13 protein-coding genes are annotated in these 17,823 nt (G+C 68.7%); 5 read left to right on the top strand and 8 right to left on the bottom strand.

What is annotated here, in order from left to right; translation table 11 throughout:
- Positions 1-31: 31 nt before the first annotated feature.
- The gene (locus RH91_RS06095; protein WP_232283416.1) at positions 32-1,474 is read right to left on the bottom strand and encodes a DcaP family trimeric outer membrane transporter; all 1,443 of its coding nucleotides are present in this window, start codon (positions 1,472-1,474) and stop codon (positions 32-34) included.
- A gap of 147 nt (positions 1,475-1,621) precedes the next feature.
- Here RH91_RS06095 and acs point away from each other — a divergent pair, with 147 nt between their 5' ends.
- Both acs and RH91_RS06085 read left to right on the top strand, forming a co-directional pair.
- Complete coding sequence (gene acs / locus RH91_RS06090) at positions 1,622-3,577, top strand: acetate--CoA ligase (protein ID WP_010161719.1); 1,956 nt, start codon at positions 1,622-1,624, stop codon at positions 3,575-3,577.
- Entirely contained in the window at positions 3,574-4,221 is a 648-nt protein-coding gene (locus tag RH91_RS06085) for a response regulator transcription factor (protein WP_010161718.1), read from the top strand. Before acs ends, RH91_RS06085 begins: the two co-directional genes overlap by 4 nt.
- A gap of 144 nt (positions 4,222-4,365) precedes the next feature.
- Here the strand turns inward: RH91_RS06085 and RH91_RS06080 are convergent, their stop codons facing one another.
- From RH91_RS06080 to RH91_RS06070, 3 genes are read right to left on the bottom strand one after another with little or no spacing between them, the layout of a single operon-like run.
- On the bottom strand, positions 4,366-7,773 hold the full coding sequence (locus tag RH91_RS06080) for a hybrid sensor histidine kinase/response regulator (protein ID WP_157136863.1): 3,408 nt from the start codon (positions 7,771-7,773) through the stop codon (positions 4,366-4,368).
- Positions 7,774-7,818: 45 nt separating this feature from the next.
- Positions 7,819-8,484 (bottom strand): UPF0149 family protein, encoded by a 666-nt coding sequence (locus RH91_RS06075; protein WP_010161716.1) that lies wholly within the window; start codon positions 8,482-8,484, stop codon positions 7,819-7,821.
- Positions 8,481-9,140 carry a YjbE family putative metal transport protein gene (locus tag RH91_RS06070; RefSeq protein ID WP_010161715.1) on the bottom strand — a complete coding sequence of 220 codons (660 nt, stop codon included), beginning with the start codon at positions 9,138-9,140 and terminating at the stop codon, positions 8,481-8,483. The genes RH91_RS06075 and RH91_RS06070 overlap by 4 nt, the downstream gene beginning before the upstream one ends.
- Positions 9,141-9,360: 220 nt before the next feature.
- Here RH91_RS06070 and RH91_RS06065 point away from each other — a divergent pair, with 220 nt between their 5' ends.
- A complete protein-coding gene (locus RH91_RS06065) occupies positions 9,361-10,479 on the top strand; it encodes an alpha/beta fold hydrolase (protein ID WP_010161714.1) in 1,119 nt (372 codons plus the stop codon).
- Between the two features lie 89 nt (positions 10,480-10,568).
- Positions 10,569-10,841, top strand: coding sequence for a hypothetical protein (locus RH91_RS06060; RefSeq protein WP_010161713.1), 273 nt, complete (start codon positions 10,569-10,571; stop codon positions 10,839-10,841).
- Between the two features lie 18 nt (positions 10,842-10,859).
- On the opposite strand, the gene RH91_RS06055 is transcribed toward RH91_RS06060, so the two are convergent.
- The 4 genes from RH91_RS06055 to RH91_RS06040 are packed head-to-tail and all read right to left on the bottom strand — an operon-like array spanning position 10,860 to position 16,850.
- A complete protein-coding gene (locus RH91_RS06055; RefSeq protein ID WP_010161712.1) occupies positions 10,860-11,192 on the bottom strand; it encodes a hypothetical protein in 333 nt (110 codons plus the stop codon).
- Between the two features lie 3 nt (positions 11,193-11,195).
- On the bottom strand, positions 11,196-14,459 hold the full coding sequence (locus RH91_RS06050; protein ID WP_010161711.1) for an error-prone DNA polymerase: 3,264 nt from the start codon (positions 14,457-14,459) through the stop codon (positions 11,196-11,198).
- On the bottom strand, positions 14,456-16,240 hold the full coding sequence (locus tag RH91_RS06045) for a Y-family DNA polymerase (protein WP_029623647.1): 1,785 nt from the start codon (positions 16,238-16,240) through the stop codon (positions 14,456-14,458). The genes RH91_RS06050 and RH91_RS06045 overlap by 4 nt, the downstream gene beginning before the upstream one ends.
- Positions 16,155-16,850: an ImuA family protein gene (locus RH91_RS06040; protein ID WP_010161708.1), complete on the bottom strand. Its 696-nt coding sequence runs from the start codon at positions 16,848-16,850 to the stop codon at positions 16,155-16,157. The genes RH91_RS06045 and RH91_RS06040 overlap by 86 nt, the downstream gene beginning before the upstream one ends.
- A 413-nt stretch (positions 16,851-17,263) precedes the next feature.
- Between RH91_RS06040 and RH91_RS06035 the strand changes: the two genes are divergently transcribed.
- Entirely contained in the window at positions 17,264-17,662 is a 399-nt protein-coding gene (locus RH91_RS06035) for a cupredoxin domain-containing protein (RefSeq protein WP_010161707.1), read from the top strand.
- The last annotated feature ends 161 nt before the right edge of the window (positions 17,663-17,823 follow it).

The raw sequence follows: 17,823 nt of genomic DNA, 5'->3' as shown, positions 1-17,823 counted from the left end.
ACGGCATCCTCTCCATGTTCGTTTCTGTTTTTTAGAAGGAGTAACGTGCAGCGAGTTCGCCACGGTCAAGCTTGCCGACTTGCCCGTCAACCAGCTTGCGTTCGGCGTGGCGCAGTTCGATCCCGAGATCGACATGCTCGACCGGCGAGTAGAACAGGTTGGCCGACGCGCTCCACGCCGACTTGCTCGCGCCGACGGGGGTGCCCGCGGTGGCGTAATCGATCCCCTGCGCGCTGCCCATGAAGGTCGAGCGCAGCTTGCTCGTCCACCCCAGTTTCAGCGCGGCAAAGCCCGCGGTCAGGCTCGGCATGTAGAGTTGCGCACCCGCGGCCGGCACATAGACCGCGTCGGGCGCGAGGTTGAGCCCGACATAGCGCCCGATCCCGACCCCATGCGTGACCATGAAGCGCAGGTCGGAGCGCGCCGCGGTGCCGAACGGCACCTTGCCCGCGAACGACACGCCCCAGCCGGTCGCATTGTCCTTGAACGTGCCCGTGTTGATCGTGAGCTTGCGCCCGATCCCGGCGAGCGACAGTTCGCCGAAGCTCGCCTTGTAGTTGAGCCGTGCAGCCACGTCGGGCAGGCGATCGTCCGAATTCTCGACGATCGTCGCGGAGGCGACGTTGGTCGAGGATGTTTCCGGATTCTCGACCGCGACCGACAGCGCGAACGCGTCGTTCAGCTTGCGGGTATAGCGGACCTGCGCCTGGCGGACGAACACGGTGCCTTCCGATGGGCCGATGAAGTCGGTCGTCTCGGGCAGCGCGCCGATATATTGGAAGGTCGTCCATTCCTGGCCGAACAGCCAGTTGTCGAAGGTGAAGAACGCGCGGCGCAGGCCCGGGTTGTACCCGTTGACGACGCGCTGGTTGCCCTGCGTTCCGGGCACGACCTGGAAATCGAGCTCGACCAGGCCCTTCAGGCTGTGTCCGGCGAGCGGGGTCTCGGTCGCGAGCACGATTCGGGTCTGCTTGGCATGCGCCTCGACGCTGTTGCCCTCGTTGCGTCCGCCGACCGGGGTCATGCTGGGATAATAGAAATCGCGCCCGACCGATTCGGGGGCGATGTTGCCACCGCTGTAGCGGCTGACCGAGGCCCAGGTCTTGATGAAGCCGTTGAGCTTGACCGTCGTCCCCGCAACCTTGAAGCCGTCGGTCGGGCCTGCGCCCTTGCCGGTGGGTTTCGCCTCGGCGACCGCGGTCGGGGCGGTCGGGCCACCGGGGCCTGCGGTCGGCGCGGTCTGTTGCGTCGCCGCGAGTGCGGCCGGCGGGGTGGTGGGCGTTGCCGCCGGGGTCGTGACGGCGGTCGCGCGCGCCGCGTTCAGTTCGCCGCGCAGATCCTGCACCGCGGCTTCGAGGGCCTTCAGCCGGGCCTCGAGTTCAAGTTCGTGCGCCGTCTGCGCGTGTGCCGCGCCCGGGACGACCCCGGCCAGGGCGGTTCCCAGCAGCAACGTCGTCCATACCGATCGTGTCATCCTTAACTCCCTGCTTCTCCAGCGGTCTTTGGCGCGGATGTCAGCGCCAGGATCATGAGGGATCGCGCCCTAACATCCATCCCTGACCTTGGTGAGGGGTGTTCGTGCGATTGCGACACGTTAGAATGCCGCGAAAAGGAGAGTCCGATGACCGAGGCCAGCTATCCCGTCCCCGCCGCATGGGCGAAGGACGCGCTGATCGATGCCGCAGCGTATGACCGGATGTACGCCGAAGCCGCGCACGACCCTGATACCTTCTGGGCGCGTGAGGCCAAGCGACTCGACTGGATTACGCCCCCGACCAAGATCAAGGACACGTCGTTCGACGAGGCCGATTTCCACATCCGCTGGTTCGAGGACGGCGAACTCAACGTCGCCGCCAATTGCGTCGACCGCCATGCCGACGCGCGGCCCGATGCGATCGCGATCCTGTGGGAAGGCGACGACCCCGCCGATTCGCGCAGCATCAGCTACGCCGAATTGCGCGACGAAGTGTCGAAGCTCGCCAATGCGCTGAAGGCGCGTGGGGTGCAGAAGGGCGACCGCGTCACGATCTATCTGCCGATGATCCCCGAAGCCGCATTCGCGATGCTGGCGTGCGCGCGGATCGGCGCGATCCATTCGGTCGTGTTCGGCGGCTTCTCGCCCGACAGCCTGTGCAACCGGATCCACGATTGCGACAGCCGTCTCGTCATTTCCGCCGACGAGGGGCTGCGCGGCGGCAAGTCGATTCCGCTCAAGGCCAATGTCGATGCAGCGCTCAAGCAGGGCGCGCTTGCGGTCGACACCGTGATCGTCGTCCGCCGCACCGGCGGTGCCGTCACGATGACCGAGGGTCGTGATTGCTGGTATCACGACTGCGTCGCGGACCAGTCGACCGACTGCGCGCCCGAGACGATGAACGCCGAGGATCCGCTGTTCATCCTCTACACCAGCGGGTCGACCGGGCAGCCCAAGGGCGTGCTCCACACCAGCGGCGGGTATCTCGTCTGGGCGTCGATGACGCACCAATATGTGTTCGACTATCGCCCCGGCGACATCTTCTGGTGCGCCGCGGATGTCGGCTGGGTGACGGGCCACACCTATTCGCTGTACGGCGCGCTCGCCAATGGCGCGACGACCGTGATGTTCGAGGGCGTCCCCAATTATCCCGATCACAGCCGCTTCTGGCAGATCGTCGACAAGTATAAGGTCAACGTCCTCTATACTGCACCGACCGCGCTGCGCGCGCTGATGCGCGAGGGCGACGCATGGGTGAAGCGCACCAGCCGCGCCTCGCTGCGCCTGCTCGGGTCGGTCGGCGAGCCGATCAACCCCGAGGCGTGGAACTGGTATCACACCGTCGTCGGCCACGGGCGCTGCCCGATCGTCGACACCTGGTGGCAGACCGAGACCGGCGGGCACATGATCTCGCCGCTCCCCGGCGCGACCGCGCTCAAGCCCGGCAGCGCGACCAAGCCGCTGTTCGGCGTGAAGCCCGAGCTGGTCGATGCCGACGGCAAGGTGTTGGACGGCGCGGTCGAGGGCAATCTCGTGATCGCGGACAGCTGGCCCGGGCAGATGCGGACCGTGTGGAACGACCACGCACGCTTCTTCCAGACCTATTTCTCGACCTATCCCGGCAAGTATTTCACCGGCGACGGCTGCCGCCGCGACGAAGACGGCTATTACTGGATCACCGGCCGGGTCGACGACGTCATCAACGTCAGCGGGCACCGGATGGGCACTGCCGAGGTCGAAAGCGCGCTCGTGGCGCATGCGAAGGTCGCCGAGGCGGCGGTGGTCGGGATGCCACATGACGTGAAGGGCCAGGGCATCTATGCCTATGTCACCCTGAACGCGAACGCCGAGCCGAGCGACGACCTGCGCAAGGAGCTGATCCAGTGGGTCCGCCGCGAAATCGGGCCGATCGCGACGCCGGACGTGCTGCAGTTCGCGCCGGGCCTGCCCAAGACGCGCTCGGGCAAGATCATGCGCCGGATCCTGCGCAAGATCGCGGAGAACCAGCTCGACGCGCTCGGCGACACCTCGACGCTCGCCGATCCGGCGGTCGTGGACGCGCTGATCGCGGGTCGCGTGGAGGCGTCGCTCGAACCGGCATGACGCGCGCACTGCCTGCAGCGGATGGCCGCACGATCCTGATCGCCGACGACCATCCGCTGTTCCGCCAGGCGCTCAAGCTCGCGGTCGCGCGTGCGGCACCCGATGCGGTGGTGATCGAGGCGGGGCAATTGGGCGAGGCCGCCGCCGCCGCGCGCGGGGCGGCGCGGCTCGACCTGATCCTGCTCGATCTGCGGATGCCGGGGTCGGAGGGGCTTGCCGGAGTCGCCTTGCTCCATGCCGAGCGGCCCGACACGCCGATCGTCGTCATCTCGTCCGCCGACGAAGCCGCGACTGCGCCGCGCGTGCGGGCGTATGGCGCAGTCGGGTTCGTCTCCAAGACCGCCGACCTCGCGACGCTCGAGGCCGCGGTCGCACGCGCGCTTGCGGGGGAACGTGATGCGCCCGGCGAGGCGCTCCCGAGCGACGACGTTTCGAAGCGCGTGGCGAGTCTCACGCCGACCGAGCTCAAGGTTTTGCTCGGGGTGATCGCTGGGCGGCTCAACAAGCAGGTGGCGTTCGACCTCGGCATCTCGGAGGGGACGGTGAAGGGGCATATGACCGCGATTTTGCGCAAGCTCGGGGTACAGAACCGTACGCAGGCGGTGCTCGCGGCGCGTGCGATGGACGTGGATTTCGCGGATTGATTCGGGCGGGTTCGCGCTTGTTTTGAGCAGCTTCCCCGGCGAAGGCCGGGGCCCAGTCGCGATGGTCGATGTAACGAAGCGCCGTCGGTCAGCTTCTGGCATTTCGCTCCTGGGCCCCGGCCTTCGCCGGGGAAGCGACTCACGTCAGCGTCTGAAATCCACCGCCACGACCTGCGCTGCGCGGTGCGACGCCTGTTCGATGAACGCCCAGAGATCCGCGGGTACGACCGGCTTGGTCAGCACCGTCATTCCCGCACAGCGCGGGTCGTCCGCGATCGCGCGATCCGCCGTCACCAGCGCGACCGCGGGCGCAGGGTCGAGCGCGCGCAACCGCGTCGCAACCGCGAGGCCATCCTCGGGCTCGTCCAGGTGAAAATCGATCAGCGCGATATCAGGCTCCTCGTCCTCCGCGAGTTGCAGCGCCTCGGCGATCGTCGCGGCGAGCAACGGCACGCACCGCCGCGCGCGCAGCGCAGCATCGAGCGCCGCGAGGATCGTCAGGTCATTGTCGAGACACAGGATCCTGAGCCCGGGCGGCACCGCCTGCGCAGCAGGTTTGGCGACCGCAACCGGCAGGTCGCGCCCCGGTGTCGCCAGCGGCACCCGCACCGCGAAGGTCGACCCCCGCCCCGGCGCGGACCGTAGCTCCACCGGCGTCCCGAGCAGATCCGCGATCCGCCGCACGATCGCAAGCCCCAGGCCGACCCCGCCGCCCGCGCTGCCCTTGCTTTCGAGCCGTTCGAATTCGACGAAGATCCGGTCGCGGTCGGCAGCCGCGATCCCCGGTCCCTTGTCGCGCACCTCGATCAGCACGTCGCCCCCGCGCCGCCGCGCACCGATCCAGATCCGCCCGTCGGCCGAATAGCGCACGGCATTGGACAGGAAGTTCTGCAGGATCGAGCGCAGCAGCGATCGGTCGGTCGCCACGAAATACGCGCCCGGGTGGCTCACCAGCGACAGTCCCCGCTCCACCGCGAGCGGGTGGAATTGCGTCGCCAGTTCCGCGATCAGCTCGCCCAGCGCGAACCGCTCGACCCGTGGCACCACCCCGCCCGAATCGAGCCGCGACACGTCGAGCAAGGCGCGCAGCAGCGTATCCGCGGACCCGATCGCGCCATCGATCGCGCGGATCAGGTCGGTCTGATCGGGGGCCTTCCCCTCGTCGAGCGCCGCGCAAAACAACCGCGCGGCGTGGAGCGGCTGGAGCAGATCGTGGCTCGCGGCCGCCAGAAAGCGCGTCTTGTCGCGCGTTGCGGTCTCCGCCACCGCGCGCGCCTCGCCCAGCATAGTGTTCGAGTGCGCGAGATCCGACGTCCGCGCGGCGACGCGTGCCTCGAGATCGGCCTGCGCTTCCTTCTCGGCGGTAATGTCGGTGAAGCTCTGGACATAGCCGCCGCCGGGCATCGGCCGCCCGACCGCCTTGATCCAGCGCCCCGACGGGCGTTGCCGCTCGAAACTGTGCGGCGTCCCGCGCGAGAGATGCGCCATCCGCCTTGCCACATGCGCCTCGATATCGCCCGGCCCCGCCCCGCCGCGCTCGGCATTGTAGCGGATCAGGTCGGCGATCGGCCGCCCCGTCACGACATAGCCTTCGGGATAATCGAACATCTCGACATAGCGCGGATTCCACGCGACCAGCCGCAGGGTGGAATCGATCACGCTGACCCCCGGGTCGATCGTCTCGAGCGTCGCCGACAGCAGCGTGCGCGAGAAGCGCAGCGAGCGGCCGCGCTGGTCGAGCAGGCGGACAACGTCGCTGACGTCGATCGCCGCGCCCGCGATGCTCGACGCGACGATCTTGCGCGCGGACGGTGCGCCGATGACGCCCGCGATCAGCCGTTCGGCGGTGCGCGCGGCAGGGCCGTCGATCGGCGCGCGGGGGTCGCGCGACACCGCCGCCATCGCTTCGGCGGCTTCGCTCTCGCCGACGAAGCGCGCGACCAGCAGCTCGAGTTCGCCGTGCGTCGTGACATGATCGAGCGCGCTGTTGCGGCGGACCCTGCGCAGCGCCTGCGGCCACGCCATCAGCGCGACGTTGATGCCAAGGCTCCACACCGTGCCATTGACCAGCGGCGACCCCATCCGCCACCCGAGCAGCGCCTCGGGATCGAGCACCCCGAACGACAGCCGCGCGAGCGCCGGCCCGATCCCGTCGCCGATCGACGGGAGCAGCAGGCAGTAGATCCACACGATCACCCCCCCGACCAGGCCGCGCCGCGCGGCTTCCTCGTCGGCGAAGCCCCAGCCGACCGTCGCGATCAGCGCGGGCGCGAATTGCGCGACCCCGGCAAAGGCGATCAGCCCGATCGACGCGAGCGAGACATCCGCATCGAGGTTGCGCCCATAGAGCAACGCCACCGCGACGATCGCCGCGATGATCAGCCGTCGCACGCGCAACAGCCGCCGCCCGAGATCGCCGCCGCGCGCATCGCCCTGCCGGCCCAACAGCAAGGGGCTGAGCAAGTCGTTGGTCGCCATCGTCGACAGCGCGATCGTCTCGACCACGACCATCGCGGTCGCCGCTGAAAAGCCGCCGATGAACGCAACGAGCGCGATCGCGTGCCGGCCCTGGCTGAGCGGGACGCCGAGCACGTACAGGTCGGGCGCGGCATCGGCGGGCAGGACCGTCATCCCGGCCAGCGCGAGCGGGAGCACCAGCATCGAGATCACCACCATATAGCCGATGAACGGCCACCGCCCCTGCCGGACCGCCTCGGGGCTTCCGGCCTCGACCACGCCGACGTAGAATTGGCGCGGGAGACACACGATCGCGAGTGCGGACAGCAGCGTGCGCACCCAGAAATCGGAGGTCAGCGCGGCCCAGGTAAAGCCGCTGCCGAGCCGCGCCATCGGGGGTGCGAGCGTGGCGGCGGGGACGTCGACCAGCAGCAATATGGTGAACACGCCAAGTGCGACGAAGCACAGCAGCTTGATCAGCGATTCCGCCGCGATCGCCGCGACCACGCCGGGGTTACGCCCGGTGACTTCATACCGCCGCGCGCCGAACAGGATCGCGAACCCCGCGAGCAACAGCGCGACGAACGTCCCGATCGACGACGAGCGGTCGACCCCGGTGATCGCGCCGAAGCTGAACGTCACCGAGCGAAGCTGGAGCGCGATATAGGGGATCGACGCGAGCAAAGCGGTCCCCGCGACGATCGCCGCGGTGCCGCGACTGCGCCCGTAGCGCGCGGAGATGAAATCCGCGATCGAGCTCGACCCCTCGTCGCGCGCGAGCCGGACGAGCCGGGTCAGGAAGCGCGGTGCGAGCAGGAAGACGAGCGCAGGGCCGAGGTAGATCGCGAGATAGTCCCACCCGCGCATTGCCGCGGTGCCGACCCCGCCGAAGAACGTCCAGCTGCTGCAATAGACCGCGAGCGACAGCGGATAGGCGAACCGCCCCAACCGAATCGGCAACCCGCGCCGGTCGACAACCCACGCGATGCCGAACAGCACCGCACAATAGCCGAGAATCGCGAGCAGGACGCTGGGTCCGAGGATGAGGCGGCTCCGTCTTGATTCACTCCGCGGCCGGATGCCGCGTTTTGTCACGGGCCAGCTTGCGGCATCCCGGCCAGCGAGGCAACGCGTCGCCTGTTATCCGCAGCAGCGCTTCGACTTCTTGCCCGACCCGCATGGGCACGGGTCATTCCGGCCGACCTTCGCAGGCGCTGGCGCGACGAGCGAGAGCGGCGGCGCCCCGACGCCGCCTGTCCCGGCCGCGTGCAGGCGCAAAACGGTCGTCGTGATCGTCACGGGAATCGCGTCCTGCATTGCGTTGATCTGGACCGTGTCGAGCGCGCTGGTGTTGTCCGCCATCGCGATCAGCAGGGACAGCTCGGCCACGGCGGCGGCAATTGCCGGATCGTCGCCTTCGGCCAGTGCGGCCCAGCTTTCGGGGCGCAAATCCATCGCCTCGGCGAATCCCGCGATCCAGATTTCCCAGATCACGTCACCGTTGCGCTCATCGACCTCGAAGATCGGCTGCGGCTTGCCGCGACCGAGATCGCGCGCGATTTCGGTGTAACGCGCCATTACCGCGTCGGTGAACCAGCGGACATCCGCCGGCTCCTCGAACGGGGGGCTGCCGTCCTCCGCGCTGCCCCAGATGCTGACGAACCATTCGTCGGGCAGGATCGGGGCCGGGGATAGCAGCACCCCGGTCAGGAACCCGTCGAGTTCGCTCAGCAGCATCGGCTCCTCGAGCGGGAGGTCCGCCAGCGCGTCGTCGAGGCGGCGATGGCGGGACGGGAGCCTGCTCATGCGAACAGGGTGAGCACGCCGCGCGCCGGATCAGTGAACCCCTCCCAGATCATCCGTCCGGCGACGTAGACGATCACCAGCAGCCCGACGTAGGCGAGCCAGCGATAGCGTTCGATCACGCGCGCAAGCCCGTTCGCGGCGAGCCCCATCAGCGCGACCGACAGGATCAGCCCGATCGCGAGGATCCCCGGATGGTCACGCGCCGCACCGGCGACCGCAAGGACGTTGTCGAGGCTCATCGACACGTCCGCGACCGCGACCGCCCAGGCTGCCGCCCAGAATTTGCGGGGTGCCTTGCTGGCGAGCGCGTCGGCGTCGGTCCCGCCGTCGTCGGAGCGCAGTTCGCGCCACATCTTCCACGCGACCCACACCAGCAGCAACCCGCCCGCAAGCACGAGGCCGACGACCTGCAACAACTGCGTCACGACCAGCGCGAAGACGACGCGCAGGATCAGCGCGGCGGCGACCCCGATCAGGATCACGTTGCGGCGCATCGCCGCCGGCAATCCCGCGGCCAGCGCGCCGACGACGATCGCATTGTCGGCGGCGAGCATGATATCGATCATCACCACCTGCGCGAACGCGGCGAGCGCGGCGGGCGACCCGATATTGGCAAAATCCGTGGCGATATGCTGCCAGAGTTCGGTCACGTACATCTTCCTATCAGCAGGACAGCGGGCACCACAGGCTCGCGATCGCATCGCTGCGCACTGTAGCGCAACTGCGATCAGGGAAAAGCGGCGATGACGCGCCAGGTCAATCCCTGCCGTGCGGACAGGCGGTCGTGCAATGGCGGGATCAGGCACGACAATCGTCCCGGGTCGCGGATGCAAAGCGTGGCTTGGCGACGGGTGCGTTCGCGTGCAGTACAGCGCCATGCTGTTCTCGCTGCTGCTCGCGCTCGCCCAGGGGTCGGTTGCCCAGACCCCACCCGCTCCCCCACAGGTTCCGCCCCTGGCGGCGGCGACCGCGCCGGCGAAACCCGCGCTGCAATGGCCCGCGCGCGATGCGCAGGCCACGCTCCGAAATTTCCGCTTCCGCTCGGGCGAGACGCTCTCCGAACTGCGGATCAACTACACCATGCTCGGCCAGCCGCACCGCAACGCGCGCGGCGAGATCGACAATGCGGTGATGATCCTCCACGGCACCGGCGGCACCGGACGCCAGTTCCTCAGCCCGCAATTCGCGGACGAGCTCTATGGCCCGGGCCAGCCGCTCGACATCACGCGCTACTGGATCATTCTGCCCGACGGGATCGGCCACGGCAAATCGTCCAAGCCGTCCGACGGGCTGCACATGCGCTTTCCGCACTATGATTATGACGACATGGTCGAGGCGGACTATCGGCTGCTCAAGGACGAACTCGGGATCCGCCGGATGCGGCTGGTGATGGGAACGTCGATGGGGTGCATGCACGGCCTCGTCTGGGGCGAGACGCATCCCGACTTCCTGCGCGCGCTGATGCCGCTCGCCTGCGAGCCGATCGAGATCGCCGGGCTCAACCGGATGTGGCGGCAGCTCGCGATCGACGGGATCGAAGCAGATCCGGCGTGGGCGGGCGGCGACTATCGCGCGCCGCCGACCCAGGGGCTGCGGACTGCCGCCAGCCTGTTGTTCGTCGCTGGCGCGGCGCCGCTGTATTTCCAGGCGCAATACCCTCGCCGCGCGCAGGCCGAGACATTCGCGCGCGAACGCGTCGCGGCGTCGATCGCGCAGATCGATGCGAACGACCTGATCTACCAGATCGACGCCTCGCGCACCTATGCGCCGTGGGCGCAGCTCGAGAAGATCACCGTGCCGACGACGTGGATCAATTCCGCCGACGACTTCATCAACCCGCGCAATCTCGACCTGCCACAGCGTGCGGTCGCGCGGATGAAGGATGCGCGGTTCCGCTTGATCCCGGAGAGCGCGGAAACCCGCGGGCATGGCACGCATACCGCCGCGCGCTTCTGGAAGCAGGATCTGGTCGACCTGCTGCAGCGGACCGAGTGAGCAAAGAATTTCGACGGCCCTCGCGAACCCACCCTTGATCCCGTCCGTTCAAGCGCACATCGCGAACCGACACGATCTGGAGTGAAGACATGGCTGCCGACAAAATGGATATTTCGCACACGACCATCCTCGATAACGAGGACGAGAAGCTGGTCGAATTCGTCGCCGAGGTGGACGGCGACGAATATCAGTTCGCGGTGCAATATGCCGTGCTCGAAGCGCTGAGCGGCGACGTACCCGATGGCGATGCGGTCGAGCAGTTCAATCTGTTCGAGGATACGATCGCCGAAGCCGGCCTCGTCGCGCTTGCACGCAACAGCGACCAGGCGACGATCGTCATCAGCGAGAACGATCTCGAATAACCGAGCGCCGTCCGCGGGTCATGCCCCGTGCCGACCGCCCGTTTCGGGCGGCGTCGGCGTGGATCCTGCGGACGGCACCTCCTCGTAACAGCCCGCGCGGCGCAACTGGCGGACGATTCCGTTGAACGCCGCGGTGACGCCCTGCGCGCGGCCGATCTCATTCTCCTGCCCCGCCGCATCCCAATAGAGCACGAGCGGCCAGCGCTCCGGGCAGAACGGCAGCAACGTGCGCAGCGCGAGTTGCACGTCCGGCCGGTCGACACGCCGCTCCCCACAGCGCGTGACCGCGGTGCGCAGGATGTGGACCGACAGGGCAATCACGATCCGTTGATGCCGGGAGGCGATCCGCACCGATCAGTGGAAGTCATGCGACTTGAACCGCACCACCTCTTCCGGGTCCATGCCGTCGGCGTGCGGCGGCCAGTAGCAATTGCGCGGCACGGGGTTCCAGCCCGCGTCGCCGCGATCGGGCGAGCCGGGATGCTGCGCGCCGTCGCCGCGCCCGGTGCGATGCGGGAAGGACATGTCGCCGACGCGGTGGAGCAGGTCGCCATGATCGATGATCCGGTCGCAGATGACGTGGATCACCTCGCCTTCCTTCTGCACCCGTCCCTTCAGCCCGACCATCGACGCGGACATGATCGTGCGCCGCTGCGCCTCGAACCGGTCGGGCCACAGGATACCGTTGGCGATTCCGCTCTCGTCCTCGATCGTGATGAACAGCACGCCCTTTGCGCTGCCGGGCTTCTGCCGCACCAGGATGATGCCCGCGACCTCGACATGCCGCCCGTCGCGGATCGTCGCGAGCTCGGCGCAGCGCGTGACGCCGCGGCGCGCGAGTTCGTCACGCACGAAGCTCAACGGGTGCGCGCGGAGCGATAGCTGGAGTGTGCGATAATCCTCGATCACCTCGCGCCCGTCGGTCAGCGGGCGCAGCGCGACGTCGGGTTCCACCCCCTCTGCGCTGACGCTGTCGGCCGCGCGGTCGGCGGCGGCGAACAGCGGGAGCGGTGCCTCGCCGAGGCCGCGCACCTTCCACAGCCCCTGCCGCCGGTCGGTCGCGAAGGCATGGAACGCATCGCCGTCGGCGAGCTTCTCGATCGCCGCGCGCTGGACGCCCGAGCGCCGCCACACATCCTCGACCGAATCGAACGCCCCTGTCCCGCGCGCGCCTACGATCGCTGCGCCATCCGCATTGGACAGCCCGCGGATCTGTCGCAGGCCGAGCCGGACCGCGAGATAGCGCCCCCCGGTCGGCTCGAGCGTACAGTCCCAGCGGCTGGCGTTGACGCACGCGGGGCGGACCTCGACACCATGCTCGCGCGCATCGCGGACGATCTGCGCGGGCGCGTAGAACCCCATCGGCTGCGCGTTCATCAGCGCCGCGCAAAACGCGTCGGGGTGATGATGCTTCATCCAGCACGACGCATAAGCGATCTTGGCGAAGGACGCGGCGTGGCTCTCGGGAAAGCCGTAGGAGCCGAAGCCCTCGAGCTGGCGGAACGTGCGCTCGGCGAAATCGCGCGGATAGCCGCGCGCGACCATCCCCTCGATCAATTTGTCGCTGAAATGCGAGACCCCGCCGGTGAACTTGAAGGTCGCCATCGCACGCCGAAGCTGGTCAGCCTCGGACGGGGTGAAGCCTGCCCCGACGATCGCGACCTTCATCGCCTGTTCCTGGAACAGCGGCACGCCGAGCGTCTTCTCGAGCACCGCGCGCAATTCGGGCCGCGGATATTCGGGCCGTTCCAACCCCTCGCGGCGGCGCAGATAGGGGTGGACCATGTCGCCCTGGATCGGTCCTGGCCGGACGATCGCGACCTGGATCACCAGATCGTAGAAGCGCCGCGGCTTCATCCGCGGCAGCATCGACATCTGTGCGCGGCTCTCGACCTGGAAGGTGCCGAGCGTGTCGGCCTTCGAAATCATCGCATAGACGTCGGGATCGTCGCTTTGCAGGTCGGCGAGCCCGACGCGGATCCCCTTTTCCTGTTCGAGCAGGTTGAACGCGCGGTTCATGCAGCCGAGCATCCCGAGCCCGAGCACGTCGACCTTCATGAACTTCAGCGCATCGATATCGTCCTTGTCCCATTCGATGATCTGCCGGTCCGCCATCGCGGCGGGTTCGATCGGGACGAGATCGTCGAGCCGGTCGTGCGTCAGCACGAAGCCGCCGGGATGCTGGCTCATGTGGCGCGGCACCCCGATCAGCTTGCGCGCGAGCTCGAGCGTCAGCCGCAGCCGCCGGTCGCCGAGATCGAGGTTGAGTTCCTTGACCTGTTTCTCGCCGACCCCTTCCGCCGACCAGCCCCAGATCAGCCCGGCGAGCGAACCGGTGAGATCCTCGGGCAATCCCAGCGCCTTGCCGACATCGCGCACCGCGCCGCGCGCGCGATAGCGCGTGACCACCGCGGTCAGCGCGGCGTGGTTGCGACCGTAGGTCTCATAGATCCACTGGATGATCTCCTCGCGGCGCTCATGCTCGAAATCGACGTCGATATCGGGCGGCTCGCGGCGCTCGCCCGAGACGAAGCGTTCGAACAGCAATTCATGCTTGATCGGGTCGATCGAGGTGACGCCCAGCACGAAGCAGACGCACGAATTCGCCGCCGATCCGCGCCCCTGGCACAGGATGCCGCGCCGCCGCGCCTCGCGCACGATCGCATGGACGGTCAGGAAATAGGGCGCATATTCCAGCTCGGCGATCAGCCGCAGCTCGTGCGCGATCTGGTCGGTATAGGCTTGCGGGACGTTGCCATCGAACATCCGCTCGACCGCTTCCTGCGTCAGCTGCGCGAGCGCCTGTTGCGCGGTCAGCCCCTCGATCACGCGTTCGTGCGGATATTGATAGGCGAGTTCGCCGAGATCGAAGGTGCAGGCGCGCGCGATGTCGATGCTCGCGCGCAGCGCATCGGGATAATCGCGGAAGCGGCGGACCATCTCGGCGGGGGCCTTGAGCGCGCGGTCGGCGTTGACCTCGCGGCGATAGCCAAGTTCGTCGACGGTGCATTTCTCGCGCACCGCGGTCACCACGTCCTGCAACAATCGCGCGTCGGGGGCGTGATAGAGGACGTCGCCGGTCGCCACCGCGCGCACCCCCGCCGCCCGTGCCTGCCGCGCGAGCGCGTCGATCCGCACCGCATCGTTCGGGCGCCGCCGCTGGAACAGCGCCATATAGCCGCGCGCGCCATAGACCGTCTTGAGATCGGCGAGCGCGGCGAGGTTCTCGGTATCCGCCTCGTGCGGCAGCAGGATCGCGACGATCCCCTCCGACCAGGGCGCGAGATCGGGCCAGTGGAGCAGGCACCCGCCCTTCCCCGCGCGCTTCTTGCCGATCGTCAGCAGTCGCGTGATCCGCGACCAGGCGGGGCGATCGGTCGGGTAAAGCAACAGCCGCCGCCCGCACGACAGATCGACTCGCGTCCCCGCGATCGAGCGGACTCCGGTCGCCTTCTGCGCTTCCCATGCGCGCACCACCCCCGCGACCGTGCCGATGTCGCAGACGCCCACTGCGGGATAGCCCAGCAGCGCCGCCGCCGCGAACAGCTCGTCCGGGCTGGAGGCGCCGCGCAACAGCGAGAAATGGGTGAGCATCTGCAGCTCGACATAGTCGGTCATGCGAAGACGCCGTGGATCCACCACGACAGGTCGCCGGTGTCCTCCTCGAAACCGTCGCCACGACGGAACACCCAATAGCGCCCGCCGCCCGCATCCTCGACTCGGTAATAATCGCGCACCGCCCACACTTCCGCGTCGCGCCGCCACCATTCGCCGTGGATTCGCTCGGGGCCATCGCCCGCGACGACCGTGTGGGGCCGCCCGCGCCATTCGAACCGGCGCGGCGGCTGGTCGGGAAGCAGCGCCAGGACATGCGACAGCGGTTCGGGCCGCGCGAACAGTCGGACCGGGCGTTGCCACAGCGGCCAGCTTCCGGGCAGATCGTTCGGGTCGGACCGGGTGACCGCGCGCTCGGGGACATGGCTCTCGACCGGCGCGATCCGGAACACGCTGCGCGCGCCGATCCGCCCCGCGATGACGTCGACCAGCCGCGCGCAATCGCGCACCCGCGTCTCGCCCGCGAGCACCGCGCCGAGATCGACCGCGTCGAGCGGCTCGGTATGCGGCGCGACCAGCACGAACTGTTCGAGCCCGAGGCCGGGGTCGATCCGTTCGATCCTGAGCTTGAACAGCCGCAGCAGATGCGGGACCTCGCGCGTCGGGCGCGACGTGCCGATCGCGACGACCTGCTCGCCGCCGTCGACGCGCAGCCCGGTCAGCCGCAGCGACCGCGCGCCTAACCCTTGCGCCTGCAGGACGACCGCAAGATCGCCGAGCAGGTCCGTCATCACCTGTTCGATCGCCTCAGCGGTCCCGATCGGCTCGAGCAACCGGCGTTCGACCCGCGGCACCACCGCATCCTCGCGCGGCGCGATCGGTTCGGCGACCGCGCCGAGTGCCTGGTCGAGCCGGGTGATCGCCGCGAGCCCGAGCCGCCGCGCGAGTGGCCCGCGCGCCACGGGGAGCAGATCCGCGATTCGCTCGAACCCGAATTTGCGCGCGGCGACCAATGCGGTGGGCGCAAGCCGCAACGCCGCGACCGGCAAGGCGGCGAGCGCCTGCGCGGTCTGGCCGGGCGCGGCGCGGGTGCAATCACTCTCCCCGAACCGCGCGAGCGCATAGGCCGCGCCCGGCGTATCCGCGACCGCGACGCGCGCGGTAAACCCGGCGCGGCGGCAGAAAGCACGGAGACGGCGGCAGAACGTCTCCTCCCCGCCATGCAGGTGATCGCACCCGGCGAGATCGATCCACAGTCCGTCGTTGGGGGTTACCGCCGCGATCGGCGACCAGCGCCGCACCGCGAGCAGCGCCAGCCGATCGAGCAGGGCGGCATCGGCGTTCGGCTCGGCGGGGCGAAAATCCAGATCGGACACCAATGCGCGCGCATGCGTCGCCGCCATGCCGACATGGATGCCGAGCGCGCGTGCGCCAGTGCAGGCAGCGACCACCTCCTCGCGCCGACCGACCTTGCCGACCAGCGCGAGCGGGGCATGATCGGGCTGTTGAGGAACCACGGCGCGACGGTGCGCGGCCGGCAGCTCGCCCTTGAACGGATGGCTCGCCGCTTCCGACCGTCGGCCAAGCTCGCGCATCGGCGGCTGGGCGTGAAGCGGCAAGGCGCTGGCCTCGGCTTCCACCTCGGCGCGCGACGCACTCCCCCCGCGTGCCCACCGCGCGCCCGGCCGCCAACCCCCGCCACGGGGGGCGGAGCAGGCACCGGGGTCATCGGCGACCGGAAGCTCGAGCGCGGGGCGGTCAGGCTGCCGCGTGGCGGGCCGTTCCAACCGTCTCAGCCGTTCGACGGCCAAGTTCGGCAGGAACAGCGAGACGACCCGTCTCATCACTGCCCTCCACTATCAGGGAAAAAGGATCGCCCCCGCGTTGCCGCGCAAGCTCGACCGACCAGCGCGGACGCCCGACCCCGGCGACGCCAAGCCGACCCGACGCGACGCTGCCGATGCGCCAGCGAGTCCAGGCGGCAGACGGCTCGGCGAGCGGATCCTGCTCGCGGTTGCGGCGGCGTCGCAGCAACAGCACCGGCATATCGGCTTCCGCCGCGACGAGGTGCAGCCGCCGGGTCGCGACCATCGAGACCTTGCCCGCCTCGGCGACGATCGCAGACGGCGTGCCGTCGCGCACCGCATCCTCGATCACCGCGAGGAGCGCCGCCTCGTCGCGCGGCTGCGCATGGAGCACGTTTGCCGCCGCCAGCCCGGCCTGCGCGAGTCCGGGCGCGTACAGATCGCTGCGACAACTTGCCCACACCACCGGCCCGCCGCCGCTCGCCGCCTCGCGCGCGGCGATCCCCGCGAGGAACAGCGTTGCCGCCGCATCGTCGGCGAGCGACTGGGTCAGCGCGGCGGCTTCGTGCAGCGCCCCGGTCCTCAGGCCCCCACCGCCAAGATGCGAATCGAGCGCACAGATCCCGAACGGCAGGACACGGAAATCCACGCTCGGAAGACTGGCTTTCCGCAGATACGCGATACGGGAGGCGGACGACTCGGGGACAGGCGACATGACGGTAAGACTCGGTATGTTCTCTTTATGTTCCACTAGTGGTGGGGGTTGGTCAAGCAGCGATCGCGTCGGGGGTCCGGCTAGGCGTTCCAGATCCATGCAGGATCGTGCCGGCGTTTCCGGACTACGCCGCAACGCTTTATCCCGATGCAACAGGCACCAGAAAGCCCCTCCCCTTCAGGGGAGGGGTTGGGTTGGGGTGGGGCAGTCCAGCAGAGCGCGCTCGGTAAGTCCGCCCCATCCCCTCCCCTGAAGGGAAGGGCCGAACTGCTGGCACCCTTCGCGATCGGCGGAACGAAGCGGGCGCTGCGACATTGCGGTCAGGTCAATGGAATAGGAGACCCGACATGAAATCGATCCTTCTCGGAATGATCGCGCTGGCCGCCCCGGTCGCCGCCCAGGCCCCCGACTGGAACAAGGCGCCGGTCGTCTCCGTCACGATGACGGACGACGGCTTCGTTCCGCGCAATATCCCGCTCCGCCAGGGCGCGCGCTATGTGCTGCGCATTACCAACCGGTCGGACAAGGGCCACAATCTCACCCAGAAAGCCTTTTTCGACCAGGCCCGCGTGCTGCCGCGCGATCAGAACAAGATCGGTGACGGGCAGGTCGTCCTGGCGTCGGGTGAACGCATGACCGTGCGGCTCCAGGCCCCGGTCACGCGCCGCGGCGGGACGTATCAGTTCAGCAGCACGGTGCTGGGCGATGCGGACAAGGATTATAAGGGCGCGTTCCTGATCCGCTGAGGCGATCGATCCGGGTCGGTTCCACCGATCCGGATCGGACCCTGCGATGCTTCCGCCCCGGACAAATGCCCCCCGCGCCATCGCGCTGTAAGGCCCGTGTAAGCCGCAGCGCCCAATCCCCCCGCATCGCGCGGCGATAACGACCCTGCTTTCAGGGCGTT

It is taken from the genome of Sphingomonas sp. PAMC 26617 (assembly GCF_000242835.1).
Classification (GTDB): domain Bacteria; phylum Pseudomonadota; class Alphaproteobacteria; order Sphingomonadales; family Sphingomonadaceae; genus Sphingomonas.
The sequence above is the reverse complement of the archived record's forward strand: the minus strand, read 5'-3'. Positions and strand labels throughout refer to the sequence as shown.